The sequence below is a fragment of the Brevundimonas sp. GW456-12-10-14-LB3 genome (assembly GCF_059424365.1).
The window spans coordinates 83,400-96,633 of record NZ_JBWKZJ010000005.1 but is presented as its reverse complement, the minus strand read 5'-3'; the positions used below and the strand labels follow the sequence as shown (position 1 = coordinate 96,633).

The window sequence follows — 13,234 nt, the reverse complement described above, 5'->3', positions numbered from 1 at the left end:
AGCCGCCGTTTTGGCGCGCCCGGACCGTGAAATTTCCACGACATCGCCATCTGGCTCTGGCGTCCTGACGGGGCCGCCCCATCTCGTCGGAGGGGGACGAACCGTGAGCCGGAGATGCGCCATGACGTCTTACGACCTGACCCTGGACGAGATGCTGTCAGATCCCATCGTGCGTCGGCTGATGGAGCGCGACGGGGTCGCCGAGGCCGAGGTGCGCGGCCTGTCCGACTATGTACGGCGGCGGCGAGGCCCTCAGAACCGCTCTCCGACGCCCGCGCGTATCGGCGAGGAGCCGCGCGTCTTCATCGGCTAGGCCGGCTCGCAAGCTTCTTGCGTAGGAGCAGCCCGAGAGAGGCTGTGTCACAAGTTTTTGGCGGATAAAGCCCGACGGCCTTCATCTTTCTGTTTCATGAAGCGCGCATCGGTGGCATCGCTTGCGCCCCCCTTTGATCTTCCACCCACAAAGACCGATGTCCGAAGAATTCTATCGCATGAAGCGCCTGCCTCCGTATGTGATCGCGGAGACCAACGCCATGCGAGCCGCCGCCCGTCAGGCCGGCGAGGACGTCATCGACCTCGGCATGGGCAACCCGGACCTGCCGCCGCCGCCGCACGTCATCGACAAACTGTGCGAAGTGGCGCGCAAGCCGGACGCCCACGGCTATTCCTCCTCCAAGGGCATACCCGGACTGCGCCGCGCCCAGGCGAACTATTACGGCCGGCGTTTCGGCGTCGATCTCGACCCCGAGACCGAGGTGATCGTCACCATGGGCTCCAAGGAGGGTCTGGCCAGTCTGGCAACCGCCATCACCGAACCGGGTGACGTCGTCCTGGCGCCGAACCCCTCCTATCCGATCCACACCTTCGGCTTCATCATAGCGGGCGCCGCCATCCGCAGCGTGCCGACGACGCCGGACGAGCGCTATTTCGAGGCGCTGGAGCGGGCCATGGCCTATACGGTGCCGCGCCCCAAGGTTCTGGTGATGAACTATCCGTCGAACCCGACGGCGGAGACGGTCGATCTGGCCTTCTATGAGCGGGTCGTCGCCTTCGCCAAGGCCAATGACCTCTGGATCATCAGCGACCTGGCCTATTCCGAACTCTATTACGACGGCAAGCCGACCGTCTCGATCCTGCAGGTGCCGGGCGCCAAGGACGTTGCGATCGAGTTCACCTCCCTGTCAAAGACCTACAGCATGGCCGGCTGGCGCATCGGCTTCGCCGTCGGCAATCGCAAGCTGATCGCCGCCATGGCGCGGGTGAAGTCCTATCTCGACTACGGCGCCTATACGCCGATCCAGGCGGCCGCCGTCGCGGCTCTGAACGGTCCGCAGGACATCGTGGATCAGAACCGCGCCCTGTATCATCGACGCCGTGACGTCCTGATCGACAGTTTCGCGCGGGCGGGGTGGGACATACCCAAGCCCGCCGCCTCCATGTTCGCCTGGGCGCCCGTGCCCCCCGCCCTCGCCCACCTGGGAAGCCTGGAATTCTCCAAGCAACTGTTGACCCACGCCAAGGTCGCGGTGGCGGCAGGCGTCGGCTACGGCGAGAACGGCGAGGGCTTCGTGCGCATCGCCCTGGTCGAGAACGAGCACCGGATCCGTCAGGCCGCGCGCAACATCAAGACCTATTTGAAGTCGATGGGCGTCAATGTGCCGCCGGGACGCGACGTGCCGGACGTCTGAGGAATAGGCTCTCGCTTTAATCTGGAGCCTGATTCACGGTTTCAGCGGAATCGCGAAGCGATTCCACTTCAACCGATCAGGCTCTAAGGCCGGCTTCTGACTTCCCAGTCCAGGGTCCAGCGGTTCGGGCCGGCGCGCTTCAGCTCTGTCACGGCCGCCGGCACCTGGCGGTCCAGCCCGTCCAGAAGCACCACCCCCTGGCTGACGGAGGAGATGGTGGCGTTGGTCTGCCAGAAAGGCCCGCCCAGGCCTCTGAGCGAGAAGCGGATATGGACCGTGTCGTTGATCTGCGGCATCGACGCCCTCGTCGCGTTCGCAAGCTGAGCTGCAAGGCGTCTATGATGGAAAAGATGGTGGATGCGACAGGGATTGAACCTGTGACCCCCTCGGTGTGAACGAGGTGCTCTCCCGCTGAGCTACGCATCCATGCCTTGCGGAGGCGGCGACATAGCCCGGTCGCTCGCGCGGCGCAAGCGTCCGTTTCAGATTCCGGCCGCCTGAACGGCTTCGGGCGTCTCCGCCTCCGGATCGCCGGGCAGCCAGGCCACGTGGCCGTCATAGATATCGACGTTCAGAATGCCTTCCTCCCTGGCCACCAAGACCGGGACCAGCATCTGACCGGTCACGTTCGTCGCCGTCCGCATCATGTCGATGACCCGGTCGATGGCGACGATATAGCCGATGCCTTCCAGCGGCAGGCCGGCGGTGGACAGGGTCAGGGTCAGCATGACGATCGAGGTTCCCGGAACCCCCGCCGTCCCCAGCGAGCCCAAGACCGCAGTCAGGCCGATCAGTATGTATTGGGTCAGGGTCAGGTCGATCTGAAAATACTGGGCGATGAAGATCGAGGCGATGGCGGGATAGATGGCGCCGCACCCGTCCATCTTCACATTGGCGCCCAGAGGCACGGCGAAGGCGGCGTAGGCCTGGGGCACGCCCAGCCGCTCGACCGTCTGGCGCAGGGTGATCGGCAGGGTTCCCAGCGACGACGAGGTGGCGAAGGCGGTCTGCTGGGCCGCGAAGGCGCCGCGGAAGAAGCTGACGACCTTCAGGCCATGGAGCTTCAGCAGCCCCGAATAGACGACCAGTATGTGGAACAGGCAGGCGGCGTAGATGGCGCCGATAAACTTCAGCAGGGGCAGAAGCGCCTCCCAGCCATAGCCGCCGACGACCGAGCCGATCAGGCCGAAGACGCCGATGGGGGTCAGCTGGATCACCCAGCGGGTGATGCGGAATATGACTGACGCCCCCTCGTCCACCAGTCGCCGCACGCCCTGGGCCCGATCGCCCAGCGCGACCAGAGCCATGCCGACCAGGGCGGAGAAGAAGATGATCTGCAACACCTTGCCTTCGGCCAAGGCGGCGAAGGGATTGGTGGGGACGACGCCGATCAGCACCTCCAGCGGCGTCGGAATGACCCTTTCCTTGACCTCGCCCAGCGGCAGGTTCGACAGGCCCACGCCCGGATTGATCAGATGGCCGAAGGCGAAACCGACCAGCACGGCCAGCAGCGACGTGATCGCGAACCAGACGAGGGTGCGCACGCCCAGGCGGACGGCCCCCGCCCCTTCTCCCAGCTTGGCGATCGAGCTGGCGATGGTGAACAGCACCAGGGGCGCCACCACCATACGGATCAGGTTCAGATAGACGTCGCCGATCGGCTGCAGCCAGATCTCGGCCCTTTCACGCAGGATCAGGCCGGCGATCACCCCCAGGGCGAGGCCCGCGAAGGTGCGCTGCCAAAGCGGAATCTGGAAGAAGCGGGAGATCATGAAGGGCGCTTTCGGCTGGGATGGGCCAATCTGTCCATCGGCCCCCCGTTCCGCAACCGTCGTCGTCCCCGAACGTGGCGCAGTTTTCCTGCGTACAGGCTTAAGCGCAGCTCTTTCAGACCTTAAGGGCCCGCCTTACGTAAAACTCGGCCAGAATGCCGTCGATCGCCTCTTCCACGTCTTCGAAGGCGTCGATCAGGACGTCTCCGCCCAGGGTGTCCACCGGCACGGGCGTGTAGCCGAAGGTGGTCAGGATGCAGGGCATGTCGGCGTCGCGGGCCGCCTCGGCGTCGGGCGCGGCGTCGCCGACCATGATCGCGCGGGCCGGGTCACCGCCCGCCATCGCCACAGCCTCTTTCAGATGCGCGCCCGAGGGTTTGCGCGCGCTGACCCGATCGGGGCCGGCGACGGCCAGGAAATGGCGGCGAAGATCAAGCCGGTCCAGCAACAGTTCAGACAGGTCCGACCGCTTGTTGGTGGCGACCGCCAAGACTGCGCCGCGTTCGGCCAGGCGTTCCAAGGTCTCGACGACACCCTCGAACGCCCGCGAGCCGTCGGCGATATGGGCGGTGTAATCGACCAGGAACCGCTCAAAGAGCGCATCGGACCGGGCCCGTTCCACATCGGCGCCGGCCGCCTCGAACCCATGCGCCAACAGGGCGCGCGCGCCCGAGCCGATCAAGGTCCTCGCCGCTTCGGGTCGCGCAGGGGGCAATCCCTCCTCGACCAGCAGACGGTTCAGGGTTCCAACCAGATCCGGAGCGGAATCGACCAGGGTGCCGTCCAGATCGAAGAGGACGGTCCAGCCGTCCAGGTCACGCAGGCTCATCGTCGCCCTGTCCGTCTAGAAGAGAACTGAGGGGTTCATGATCCGCTGCGGATCGATGGCGCGTCGGATGGCGGCCATGGTCTCGATCTCCAGCGGCGACTTGTAGCGTTTGACCTCTTCGGTCTTCAGCCGACCCAGGCCGTGTTCGGCCGAGATTGAGCCGTCGTAACGCCCGACGACGTCGTGAACGACCTGCGAGCCCTCTTTCCAGCGGCCGATAAAGGCCGCCACATCCTCGCCGACGCCGGGCAGGATGTCGTAGTGCAGATTGCCGTCGCCGACGTGGCCGAACACCGAGACACGGGCGCCGGGATGGAAGCGCTCGACGGCCGCTGTGGCCTCGTCGATGAATTCGGCGATGCGGCTGATCGGGACGGAGACATCGTGTTTCCACCCGCCGCCCTCGGGCTTCAGGGCCGCTGAATGCTCTTCACGCAGCCGCCAGAAGGCGGCGCGTTGCGCATCGTTCTGCGCTATGGCGGCGTCGGTGATCAGCCCCTCCTCAAAGGCGACTTCCAGCAGCCGCTCCATCTGGGCCTCGGCGCCCCCCGCCGTCCCGGACGCGATCTCGATCAACACATACCAATTCGGCGTCGCGTCCAGCGGTTCGCGGGTGTCGGGGATGTTCTTGAGCACCAGCTCCATGCCCAGACGTTTCATCAACTCAAAGGCCTCGACCCCGCCGCCGGTCTCCGCCTTGGCGCGGGCGAGCAGTTCGATGGACGCCGCAGCCGTTTCCAGGGCGACCACGGCGACCGCGCGTGACCGCATGATCGGAAACAGCTTCAGGGTGGCCGCAGTGACGACGCCCAGGGTGCCCTCCGCACCAATCAGCAACTGCTTGAGATCATAGCCGGTATTGTCCTTTCGCAGCCGCTTCAGACCGTGAAAGATCTCGCCGTTCGGCAGGACCGCCTCCAGGCCCAGGACCAGGTCCCGCATCATGCCGTAGCGCAGCACCTGGGTGCCGCCGGCGTTGGTGGAGATCACCCCCCCGATCGTCGCCGAGCCTTCGGCCGCCAGGCTGAGCGGAAAGGCCCGTCCGGCCGGCGCCGCCGCCTGCTGGGCCTCCAGCAGGGTCAGACCCGCCTCCACCGTCATGGCGTCGTCCAATGGGGTCACGTCGCGCACGGCCCGCATCTTCTTGAGGGACAACAACACCTCGCCGAACGGGATCTGTCCCCCGACCAGGCCCGTGCCCCCGCCCTGGGGGGTGACGGCCACGCCCGACTGGGCGCAGATGGCGATCACCTTGGCGGTTTCCTCGGTCGAGCGCGGCGTCAGCAGAATAGGCGTATGGCCCGTCCAGCGGTTTCGCCACTCCGTCAGGGACGGGGCGATGACCTCTGGATCCTGGGTCCAGCCGCCAGGGCCGAGGGCGGCCTTCAGCGCGTCGAGGACAGCGGTCGAGGGAATGGCGTGGGGCATTCGCCCCTTTTGTCAGGCGTCGCGATCGGTTGAAAGGCGTTTTCGCGCCATTTCACCTCCTCCCTTATCTGCCGTACAAGACGCCATGGCTCCGCTTCGTCCCGACACCCTGGCCGTCGCCCTGGCGCGCATCTTCGAAGGACCGATGATCGATCGCGCCAGTTGGTTCGCCCTGACCGGGGGCGAGCGGCTGTTTGCGGCGGGCGATCCGTCCGACACCCTCTATCTGGTCCGCTCGGGCCGGCTGGGGGTGTTTCACGTCGAGACGGATCAGCCGCCCCAGCTGGTCGGCGTAATCCGGCCCGGAGAGCCGGTCGGCGAAATGGCCATGGTGGCCGGCACCCCGCACACGGCCGACGTGGTCGCCCTGCGCGACACCGAAATTCTGGCCCTGCCGCGCGAAGCCTTCTTCGACGCCGCTCGATCCGAGCCGGATCTGCTGGTCGAACTGTCGCGTCTGATGATCCATCGCGCCCGCGAGCGGGCCGTGGGCGCCGCCGAGCCCAGCGTCTTCGGCTTCGTCTCGGCCCGCCCGCGTCCGATCCGCGCCTTCGTCGAACGGATCGCGGCGGGCGTCCAGGCCATGGGCTTCACCTGCAAGGTCATCGACCAGTCGGCTCTCAGCTCGGCCGTCGAATGGTTCAGCCGGGTCGAGGACGACCACGACTATGTCCTCTATGTCGCCGAACTGGACCAGAAGGCCTGGGCCGAGCTGTGCGCCCGCCAGGTCGATCGCCTGTTCATCGTCGGCAGCGGGCTTCTGGCCCCGCCGTCGGACCTGCCCCGGCGTATGGGCTTCGGCGACGGCCGGCGTCTGACCGATCTGATCCTGCTGCGCGATCCGCGCATGAACCGGCCGGCCAACACTCGCGTCTGGCTCAATGTGCTCCAGCCGGACCGCTGGTTCCATTGCGTCGAGGGAGTCGAGACCGATTCAGACCGCATGGCCCGCGTCATCACGGGCACGGCGGTCGGCCTGGTCCTATCGGGCGGCGGGGCGCGGGCCTATTGCCACATGGGGGCGATCAAGGCCCTGGAGGAGGCCCGGGTCCCCATCGACTTCGTCGGGGGCGCCTCCATGGGGGCGGTGGTGGCGGCCGGACCGGCCATGGGCTGGTCGTTCGAGCGGCTGGACTTCGAGGTCCGTCGCGCCTTCGTCGAATCCGATCCCCTGTCCGACCTGGCCTTTCCCATCATCGCCATGTCGCGCGCCCGCAAGGTGGCCCGGCTGCTGGAGCGGGCCTATGGCGACACCGACCTGGCCGATCTCTGCCTGCCCTTCTTCTGCGTCTCCTCGAACCTGACCTCGGGCCGGATCGAGGTTCATCGCGCCGGCCTGATGCGCCGGGCCATGCGCGCCTCGATCGCCATTCCCGGCGTCCTGCCGCCCGTGGTCATGGACGGCCAGGTTCTGGTCGACGGGGCGGTGCTGAAGAACTTCCCCACCAGCGTGATGCGCCAGTTGAACTCCGGCCCCATCATCGGCGTGGACATGTCCCAGACCCGCGGCGTCGATCCGGCCGCCCTGGAGAATCCCCCCTCCTGGTGGAAATGGGTGCTGTCGGGCGACTGGAAGGCCGGTCCGCCCATCGTCTCCATCCTGATGCGCTCGGCCACCATCACCACCGACGCCGAGATGGAGCAGTCGCGCGCCGCCGCCGACGTCCTGATCCTGCCGCGCACCGGCGGGACCGACATCCGCGACTGGAAGGCCTATGACGAGCCGGTCGCCTCAGGCTACGAGGCGACCCGGGCGGCCCTGGCGGACCTGAGCGTCCCCGCCACCCATCTGCGGCGACGCTCCCGCGCCTTCGACCTGTGAGATCAGAGCGGGGCGCAGGCCTGTTCCAGCCAGGCCCGCACCGGGCCCTCGACCAGGGGCCCGACCTTGGCCAGGGTCTCGGCGTGATAGGCGTCGACATAGGCCCGCTCGTCCGGGGTCAGCAGATCGACCGCGATCAGCTTGCGGTCGATCGGGGCGAAGGTCAGCTGTTCGAACCCGTGCATCGGCCGCTCGCCGCCTTCGGGAACCACCGCCGGGGTCACCACCTGCAGGGTCTCGATGCGGATGCCCCAATGGCCCTCGCGGTAATAGCCGGGCTCGTTGGACAGGATCATCCCCTCCAGCAGCGGCTGGCTGGTGCCCCATTTGGCGATCCGCTGCGGCCCCTCGTGGACGCCCAGATAGGAGCCGACGCCATGGCCCGTTCCATGGTCGTAATCCAGCCCCGCCGCCCACATCGGCGCCCGCGCTATGGCGTCCAGGGCCATGCCGCTGGTCCCCGCCGGGAAGCGGATGGTCGCCATGGCGATATGGGCCTTCAGCACCAGGGTGAACTTGTGACGCTGGTCCGCCGTCGGCTCGCCCACCGCCATGGTGCGGGTCACGTCGGTCGTCCCGTCCGGATACTGACCGCCGCCGTCCACCAGAAGCAGGGAGCCCTTCTCGATCTTGCGGATCGTGGCGCCGACCGGCTTGTAATGCGGCAGGGCGCCGTTCGGCCCGGCCCCGGCGATGGTGTCGAAACTCAGGTCCTTCAGGGCGCCGGTCGCCTCGCGGAACCGCTCCAAGGTCTCCACCACCTCGCGCTCGTCCGGCAGGGTCTGCTGGGCGACCGTATCGACCCAGTGCAGGAAGTTGGCCAGGGCGGCGCCGTCGCGGATATGGGCCCGGCGGCTGCCCTCGATCTCGACCGCATTCTTGGTCGCGCGAGGCAGGGCGCAGGGGTCCGCCGCCCGCACCACCGTCGCCCCCGCCTGCTCCAGCCGGTCGAAATACCAGGCGGACGACAGAGCCGGATCGATCATCACCTTCTTGCCGGCCAGACTATCCAGCGCCTCGGCCAGCCGTTCGGGCGCCTCCAGCCGCACGTCGTCGCCCAGCCAGCCGGGCAGTTCATTGGTCACCTTGGCCGGGTCGAGGAACAGGCGCGCCTTGCCGTCGGCCTCCAGTACGGCCTGGCCGATGGGCAGTGGCGAGCGGATCACGTCGCCGCCGCGCACATTGAACAGCCAGGCGATCGACATGGGCGCGGTCAGAACCACGGCCTCGGCGCCGGCGTCCGCCACGGCCCGACCGATCCGCGCCCGCTTCGACGCATGGGGCTCGCCGGAATAGACGTCCTCGTGCGGCGTGACCGGGGCGGTCGGCTGGGCCGGACGATCCGCCCCCCAGGCCAGGTCCAGCGGATTGGCCTCGACCGGCTTCAGCTCCGCCCCCGCCTTCTGGGCCGCCGCCTTCAGGGGGACCAGGGCGTCGGGGCTGTGCAGACGCGGATCATAGCCGATCACCTGGCCGGGCTTGGCCGTCTCCAGATAGGCGGCGACCGCGTTCAGGTCGCGCCGTTCGAACAGGGCCGGGTCGGTCTGGGCCTTGACCTGCACCGTATAGCGACCGTCGGTGAACATGCTGGCCCGGTCCTGGAACACCACCGCCGCCCCGGCCGAGCCGGTGAAGCCGGTGGCCCAGGCCAGCCGCTCGTTGGCGTCGGGCAGATATTCGTTCTGATGCTCGTCCTCGTGCGGGATCAGGAAGCCGTCCAGCCCCTGCCTGGCCATCTCGGCGCGCAGCAGCGGCAGGTGTTTGGCCCCGAAGGACGGATCTGTGGTCTCATCAAAGGTCTGGCGCATGCTATCGTCTCTCGGTCCTCAGCCCATCCGCCGCAGCACCAGGGCGCTCCAGGCGTCGTGATGGATGCGCTTCTCCAGCCGGAAGCCGCGCGAGGTATAGGCCGCCGTCACCCGGCGCTCCTGGGTCCGCAACAGGCCCGACAGGATGGCGACCCCACCCAGGCTCAAGGCCATCTTGATGTCCTGCGACAGGGCCACCAAAGGCGGGGCCAGGATGTTGGCGAAGACCAGATCATACGGCCCATGCTTCCTCACCCGCTGGTCGTTCAGGCCCGAGGCGTGGACGAAGCTGGCGTGGGCCTGGTTCAGGGCGGCGTTCTCGTTGGCGATCCGCACCGACGGGGCGTCGATGTCGGTGCCGATGGCGATGCGGCTGCCGGTGCGGGCCGCGGCGATGGCCAGGACGCCCGTGCCGCAGCCGACGTCCAGCACCCGCTCGAACCGTTCGCGCTTCAGCAGGTCGTCGAAGGCCTCCAGACAGCCGACCGTCGTGCCGTGGTGACCGGTGCCGAAGGCGGCCCCGGCGTCGATCTTCAGATTGACGGCGTTCGGCGGAACCCGGCCCTCGTCATGGGCCCCATAGACGAAGAAACGCCCGGCCCGCACCGGCGGCAGGCCCGACAGCGACATGGCCAGCCAGTCGGCGTCGGCCAGCTTCTCGACCGTGACGGTCACGGCATAGTCGGCCAGGGTCGCCTTCAGACCCTCGACCTCGTCTTCCGTGGTCGGGAAGGCGTCGATGCGCCAGAGATTGCGATCCTCGTCCTCCTCCAGGATGGAATAGGTCGCCCCCTGCAGCATGGGATCGGCGTCGATGGCGGCGGCGGCGGCCTCGGCGCTGTCGCGCGAACCGCGTGCGATTATCTGAACTGCGGACTCGGACATTTCTCAAACACCGCTAAGATGGCGAATCGTTGCGATCCGGCGCTTCGTCTTCCCGACGCCGCCGGGCTTTTTATCTAACCGAGGGGTCGGGGAATACATGGCCAAGTCACCGTCTACGTCTAAACCTGCGTCGCCAAAACCGGCGACCGCCGCTTCCAAGCCTAAAGCCGCGCCGAAGTCGAGCGCTGTGAAGGCCGTCGCCGAGAAAACCGCCGCGCCCAAGGCGACCAAGCCCGCCGCTGCGAAGCCTGCGCCCAAGACGGCCGCCCCCAAGGCTGCAGCCGCCAAGCCCGCCGCCAAGGCCCCGGCTGCGAAGCCGGCCGCCAAGGTCGCCGCGCCTAAGGCCGCCGCTGCGAAGACCGTTGCGCCCAAGGCCGCCGCCGCCAAGACCGCTGCTCCGAAGACCGCCGCCCCCAAGGCGGCCGCAAAGCCCAAGGCCGCTCCGGCCGCCAAGCCAGCCGCTGTGAAGGCCGCTGCGCCCAAGGCGTCCAAGCCCGCTGCGGCCAAGCCCGCCGCCGCAAAGCCGGCGACGAAGACCGCCACGAAGACTTCGGCCGCCAAGCCCGCTGCAACGGCCGCTGCGCCCAAGGCCGCTGCTCCCGCATCCGTCGCGGCGCCGACGCGCGCTCCCGCCGCAGCGCCCGTCGCCGCAGCTCCGGCGCCCAAGCCCGTCGAAGCGCCTAAGCCCGCCCCTGCCCCGGCTCCCAAGGCTGAAGAAAAGAGCTTCTTCGCCAAACTGGGCGATCTGATCTTCGGCAAGCGCTGAGTACAAATCGCAGTCGAGACTGAAGCTCGCCGGACGGGTCCGCCCGTCCGGCGATTTCCGGTTCAGCGCAGCCGTTCCGCCAAAAAGTCCACGAAGACCCTTACCCGAGCCGGCATATTGGCGCCGCCCACAAAGACGGCGTGGATCGGCTCGCGATCACCAGGATTGAAGGCTTCCAGCAGCGGGACAAGCCGCCCCGTTTCGATGGCGTCCGCCACGCTGAAATTGCCCACTCGCGTCACCCCAACGCCGACCAGCGCCAGCTGCGTCAGCGTCTCGCCATTGTTGGCCTCGATCGGCCCCTTCACCGTCAGCGCGTAATCCCGGCCGTCGCGCCGGAAAGGCCAGACCGGCTCGGCTCGGCGGAAATTGAAGTTCAGACAATCATGGTCGTGCAGGTCCTCCGGGACCTGGGGCGTGCCCCGTCGCGCCAGATACTCCGGCGAGGCGACGATGGTGCGCCCCGTCTCGCCCAGTCGCCGCGCCGTCAGCGGACTGTCGGCCAACGGTCCGAACCGGATGGCGACATCGGCCTGGCCCGCCGCCACATCCACCACGACATCGGTCAGGTTGATGTCGATCAATATATGCGGATACAGGCGGGCGAACTCGCCCAGCAGCGGCACGACGCGCTGGCGACCGTGGGCCAGGGACGCGCTGACCCTGACCCGTCCGCGCGGCGCCCCTTGGTCGGAGATGACCCGCTCGGCATCGTCCAGATCGGCCAGGATCCGACGCGCCGCCGCCAGATAGGTCTGGCCCTCCGCCGTCAGCGTCAGCACCCGCGTGGTCCGCAGCATCAGCCGCACGCCCAGCCGCGCCTCAATCCGGTCGATGGTCCGGCTGACCGCAGACGGCGTCAGGTCCAGCGTCCGCCCCGCCGCCGAGAAACTGCCGCTCCGCGCCACGGCGGCGAACACTTCCATCTCTCTCGCGCGGTCCACGCCCGTTTTCTGCATCTGTGCGTCTAGATCAAAAATCTTTGGCCTGAAGCCTGCCTAACGCTCGCGCGGATCGCCGTCCATCTGTGCGCCTGGACAAGGACATCGCCGAAGGACAACCATGAAACTCAATCCTCCCCTGCTCGCCCTCGCCGCCGGCGCCTTCGGTATCGGCGTGACCGAGTTCGCCCCGATGGGCCTCCTCCCCGTCATCGCCACCGATCTCGGCGTCTCCATTCCCACGGCCGGCCTGCTGATCAGCGCCTATGCCCTGGGCGTCATGCTGGGCGCGCCGCTGATGACCCTGACCACAGGCCGCATGCCGCGCCGAGCCCTGCTGATCGGTCTCGCCGCCATCTTCACCGTCGGCAATCTGCTGTCGGCGATCTCGACCGACTATTCGATGCTGCTGGTCGCCCGAGTGATCACCTCGCTGAACCACGGCGCCTTCTTCGGCGTCGGCTCGATCGTGGCCGCCGGCCTGGTCCCGCCGAACCGTCAGGCGGGCGCCGTCGCCGCCATGTTCATGGGCCTGACCATCGCCAATGTCGTCGGCGTGCCCCTGGCGACCTGGGCCGGCGACGCCCTGGGCTGGCGCGCCAGCTTCTGGGGCATCGCCGCCATCGGCGTGGGGGTCATGGCCGCCCTGCGCCTGACCCTGCCCCAACTCTCCGCTCCGACCGGCGGAAACATCGCCGCCGAGCTGCGCGTCCTCAGTCGCGGCTCCGTGCTGGCGGCACTGGCCCTGACGGTGATCGGCTCCAGCGCCATGTTCACCGTCTTCACCTATATCGCCCCGATCCTGCGCGAGCAGACCCACGCCTCGCTCGGCTTCGTCACCGCCATGCTGGTGACCTATGGGCTGGGCCTGACGCTCGGCAACTGGCTGGGCGGCAAGTTCGCGGACAAGTCCGTGGACCGGACCTTGATCGTGACCCTGGCCTCCCTGTCCGCCATCCTGGTCGCCTTCGCTGTCGCCATGCCGTTCGCGGTCCCGACCTCCATCCTTGTCTTCCTGTGGGGGATCGCCAGCTTCGCCCTGGTGCCGCCGCTCCAGGTGCGGGTCATGGGCGCCGCCGGCGATGCGCCCAACCTGGCCTCGGCGATGAACATCGGCGCCTTCAATTTGGGCAACGCCATCGGCGCGGCTGTGGGCGGAGCGGTCATCGCAGGAGGCCTCGGTTATCCAGCCGTGTCCTTGGCCGGAGCCGTCGCTTCCGGACTGGGCCTGTTGCTGGTCCTTTTCCTAAGCCGCAAGCGGACAGCGGTGGCGGCCCCCGCCACCTGCTGACGTC

General features: G+C 68.0%; 12 protein-coding genes and 1 tRNA gene. 5 read left to right on the top strand and 8 right to left on the bottom strand.

Annotated elements, in window-relative coordinates:
* Window positions 1-121 precede the first annotated feature (121 nt).
* Both AC07XS_RS04120 and AC07XS_RS04115 read left to right on the top strand, forming a co-directional pair.
* Window positions 122-313 (top strand): hypothetical protein, encoded by a 192-nt coding sequence (locus AC07XS_RS04120; protein ID WP_054765761.1) that lies wholly within the window; start codon window positions 122-124, stop codon window positions 311-313.
* A 157-nt stretch (window positions 314-470) separates the two neighbouring features.
* The gene (locus AC07XS_RS04115) at window positions 471-1,688 is read left to right on the top strand and encodes an LL-diaminopimelate aminotransferase (protein WP_054765760.1); all 1,218 of its coding nucleotides are present in this window, start codon (window positions 471-473) and stop codon (window positions 1,686-1,688) included.
* A gap of 83 nt (window positions 1,689-1,771) precedes the next feature.
* Here AC07XS_RS04115 and AC07XS_RS04110 read toward each other — a convergent pair whose 3' ends face one another.
* From AC07XS_RS04110 to AC07XS_RS04090, 5 genes are all read right to left on the bottom strand, one after another.
* Window positions 1,772-1,984, bottom strand: coding sequence for a hypothetical protein (locus AC07XS_RS04110; protein ID WP_182713585.1), 213 nt, complete (start codon window positions 1,982-1,984; stop codon window positions 1,772-1,774).
* A 55-nt stretch (window positions 1,985-2,039) separates the two neighbouring features.
* Window positions 2,040-2,114: transfer RNA gene (locus AC07XS_RS04105), tRNA-Val, on the bottom strand.
* A 56-nt stretch (window positions 2,115-2,170) separates the two neighbouring features.
* Entirely contained in the window at window positions 2,171-3,460 is a 1,290-nt protein-coding gene (locus AC07XS_RS04100; protein ID WP_182713586.1) for a dicarboxylate/amino acid:cation symporter, read from the bottom strand.
* A 115-nt stretch (window positions 3,461-3,575) separates the two neighbouring features.
* Window positions 3,576-4,289: an HAD-IA family hydrolase gene (locus AC07XS_RS04095; protein WP_152950255.1), complete on the bottom strand. Its 714-nt coding sequence runs from the start codon at window positions 4,287-4,289 to the stop codon at window positions 3,576-3,578.
* Window positions 4,290-4,304: 15 nt separating this feature from the next.
* Complete coding sequence (locus tag AC07XS_RS04090) at window positions 4,305-5,717, bottom strand: FAD-binding oxidoreductase (protein WP_182713587.1); 1,413 nt, start codon at window positions 5,715-5,717, stop codon at window positions 4,305-4,307.
* A gap of 85 nt (window positions 5,718-5,802) precedes the next feature.
* On the opposite strand from AC07XS_RS04090, the gene AC07XS_RS04085 reads away from it, so the two are divergent.
* Complete coding sequence (locus AC07XS_RS04085) at window positions 5,803-7,539, top strand: patatin-like phospholipase family protein (protein WP_182713588.1); 1,737 nt, start codon at window positions 5,803-5,805, stop codon at window positions 7,537-7,539.
* Between the two features lie 2 nt (window positions 7,540-7,541).
* Here the strand turns inward: AC07XS_RS04085 and AC07XS_RS04080 are convergent, their stop codons facing one another.
* Together AC07XS_RS04080 and AC07XS_RS04075 are read right to left on the bottom strand one after the other, a co-directional pair.
* Complete coding sequence (locus AC07XS_RS04080; RefSeq protein WP_182713589.1) at window positions 7,542-9,347, bottom strand: aminopeptidase P family protein; 1,806 nt, start codon at window positions 9,345-9,347, stop codon at window positions 7,542-7,544.
* A gap of 18 nt (window positions 9,348-9,365) precedes the next feature.
* Window positions 9,366-10,232: a 50S ribosomal protein L11 methyltransferase gene (locus AC07XS_RS04075; protein WP_182713590.1), complete on the bottom strand. Its 867-nt coding sequence runs from the start codon at window positions 10,230-10,232 to the stop codon at window positions 9,366-9,368.
* A 187-nt stretch (window positions 10,233-10,419) separates the two neighbouring features.
* Between AC07XS_RS04075 and AC07XS_RS04070 the strand changes: the two genes are divergently transcribed.
* Complete coding sequence (locus tag AC07XS_RS04070) at window positions 10,420-10,998, top strand: hypothetical protein (RefSeq protein WP_182713591.1); 579 nt, start codon at window positions 10,420-10,422, stop codon at window positions 10,996-10,998.
* Between the two features lie 62 nt (window positions 10,999-11,060).
* Here the strand turns inward: AC07XS_RS04070 and AC07XS_RS04065 are convergent, their stop codons facing one another.
* Window positions 11,061-11,957, bottom strand: a complete 897-nt coding sequence (locus AC07XS_RS04065) for a LysR family transcriptional regulator (RefSeq protein ID WP_182713592.1) — start codon at window positions 11,955-11,957, stop codon at window positions 11,061-11,063.
* A gap of 103 nt (window positions 11,958-12,060) precedes the next feature.
* Between AC07XS_RS04065 and AC07XS_RS04060 the strand changes: the two genes are divergently transcribed.
* Window positions 12,061-13,230 carry an MFS transporter gene (locus AC07XS_RS04060; RefSeq protein WP_182713593.1) on the top strand — a complete coding sequence of 390 codons (1,170 nt, stop codon included), beginning with the start codon at window positions 12,061-12,063 and terminating at the stop codon, window positions 13,228-13,230.
* Window positions 13,231-13,234 lie beyond the last annotated feature (4 nt).

Bases quoted from the DNA above. Each gene is read 5' to 3' on its own strand.
- AC07XS_RS04075 (WP_182713590.1), bottom strand. From the start codon at position 10,232: ATGTCCGAGTCCGCAGTTCAGATAATCGCACGCGGTTCGCGCGACAGC.
- AC07XS_RS04100 (WP_182713586.1), bottom strand. From the start codon at position 3,460: ATGATCTCCCGCTTCTTCCAGATTCCGCTTTGGCAGCGCACCTTCGCG.
- AC07XS_RS04120 (WP_054765761.1), top strand. From the start codon at position 122: ATGACGTCTTACGACCTGACCCTGGACGAGATGCTGTCAGATCCCATC.
- AC07XS_RS04080 (WP_182713589.1), bottom strand. From the start codon at position 9,347: ATGCGCCAGACCTTTGATGAGACCACAGATCCGTCCTTCGGGGCCAAA.
- AC07XS_RS04115 (WP_054765760.1), top strand. From the start codon at position 471: ATGTCCGAAGAATTCTATCGCATGAAGCGCCTGCCTCCGTATGTGATC.
- AC07XS_RS04060 (WP_182713593.1), top strand. From the start codon at position 12,061: ATGAAACTCAATCCTCCCCTGCTCGCCCTCGCCGCCGGCGCCTTCGGT.
- AC07XS_RS04065 (WP_182713592.1), bottom strand. From the start codon at position 11,957: ATGCAGAAAACGGGCGTGGACCGCGCGAGAGAGATGGAAGTGTTCGCC.
- AC07XS_RS04085 (WP_182713588.1), top strand. From the start codon at position 5,803: ATGGCTCCGCTTCGTCCCGACACCCTGGCCGTCGCCCTGGCGCGCATC.
- AC07XS_RS04095 (WP_152950255.1), bottom strand. From the start codon at position 4,289: ATGAGCCTGCGTGACCTGGACGGCTGGACCGTCCTCTTCGATCTGGAC.
- AC07XS_RS04110 (WP_182713585.1), bottom strand. From the start codon at position 1,984: ATGCCGCAGATCAACGACACGGTCCATATCCGCTTCTCGCTCAGAGGC.
- AC07XS_RS04090 (WP_182713587.1), bottom strand. From the start codon at position 5,717: ATGCCCCACGCCATTCCCTCGACCGCTGTCCTCGACGCGCTGAAGGCC.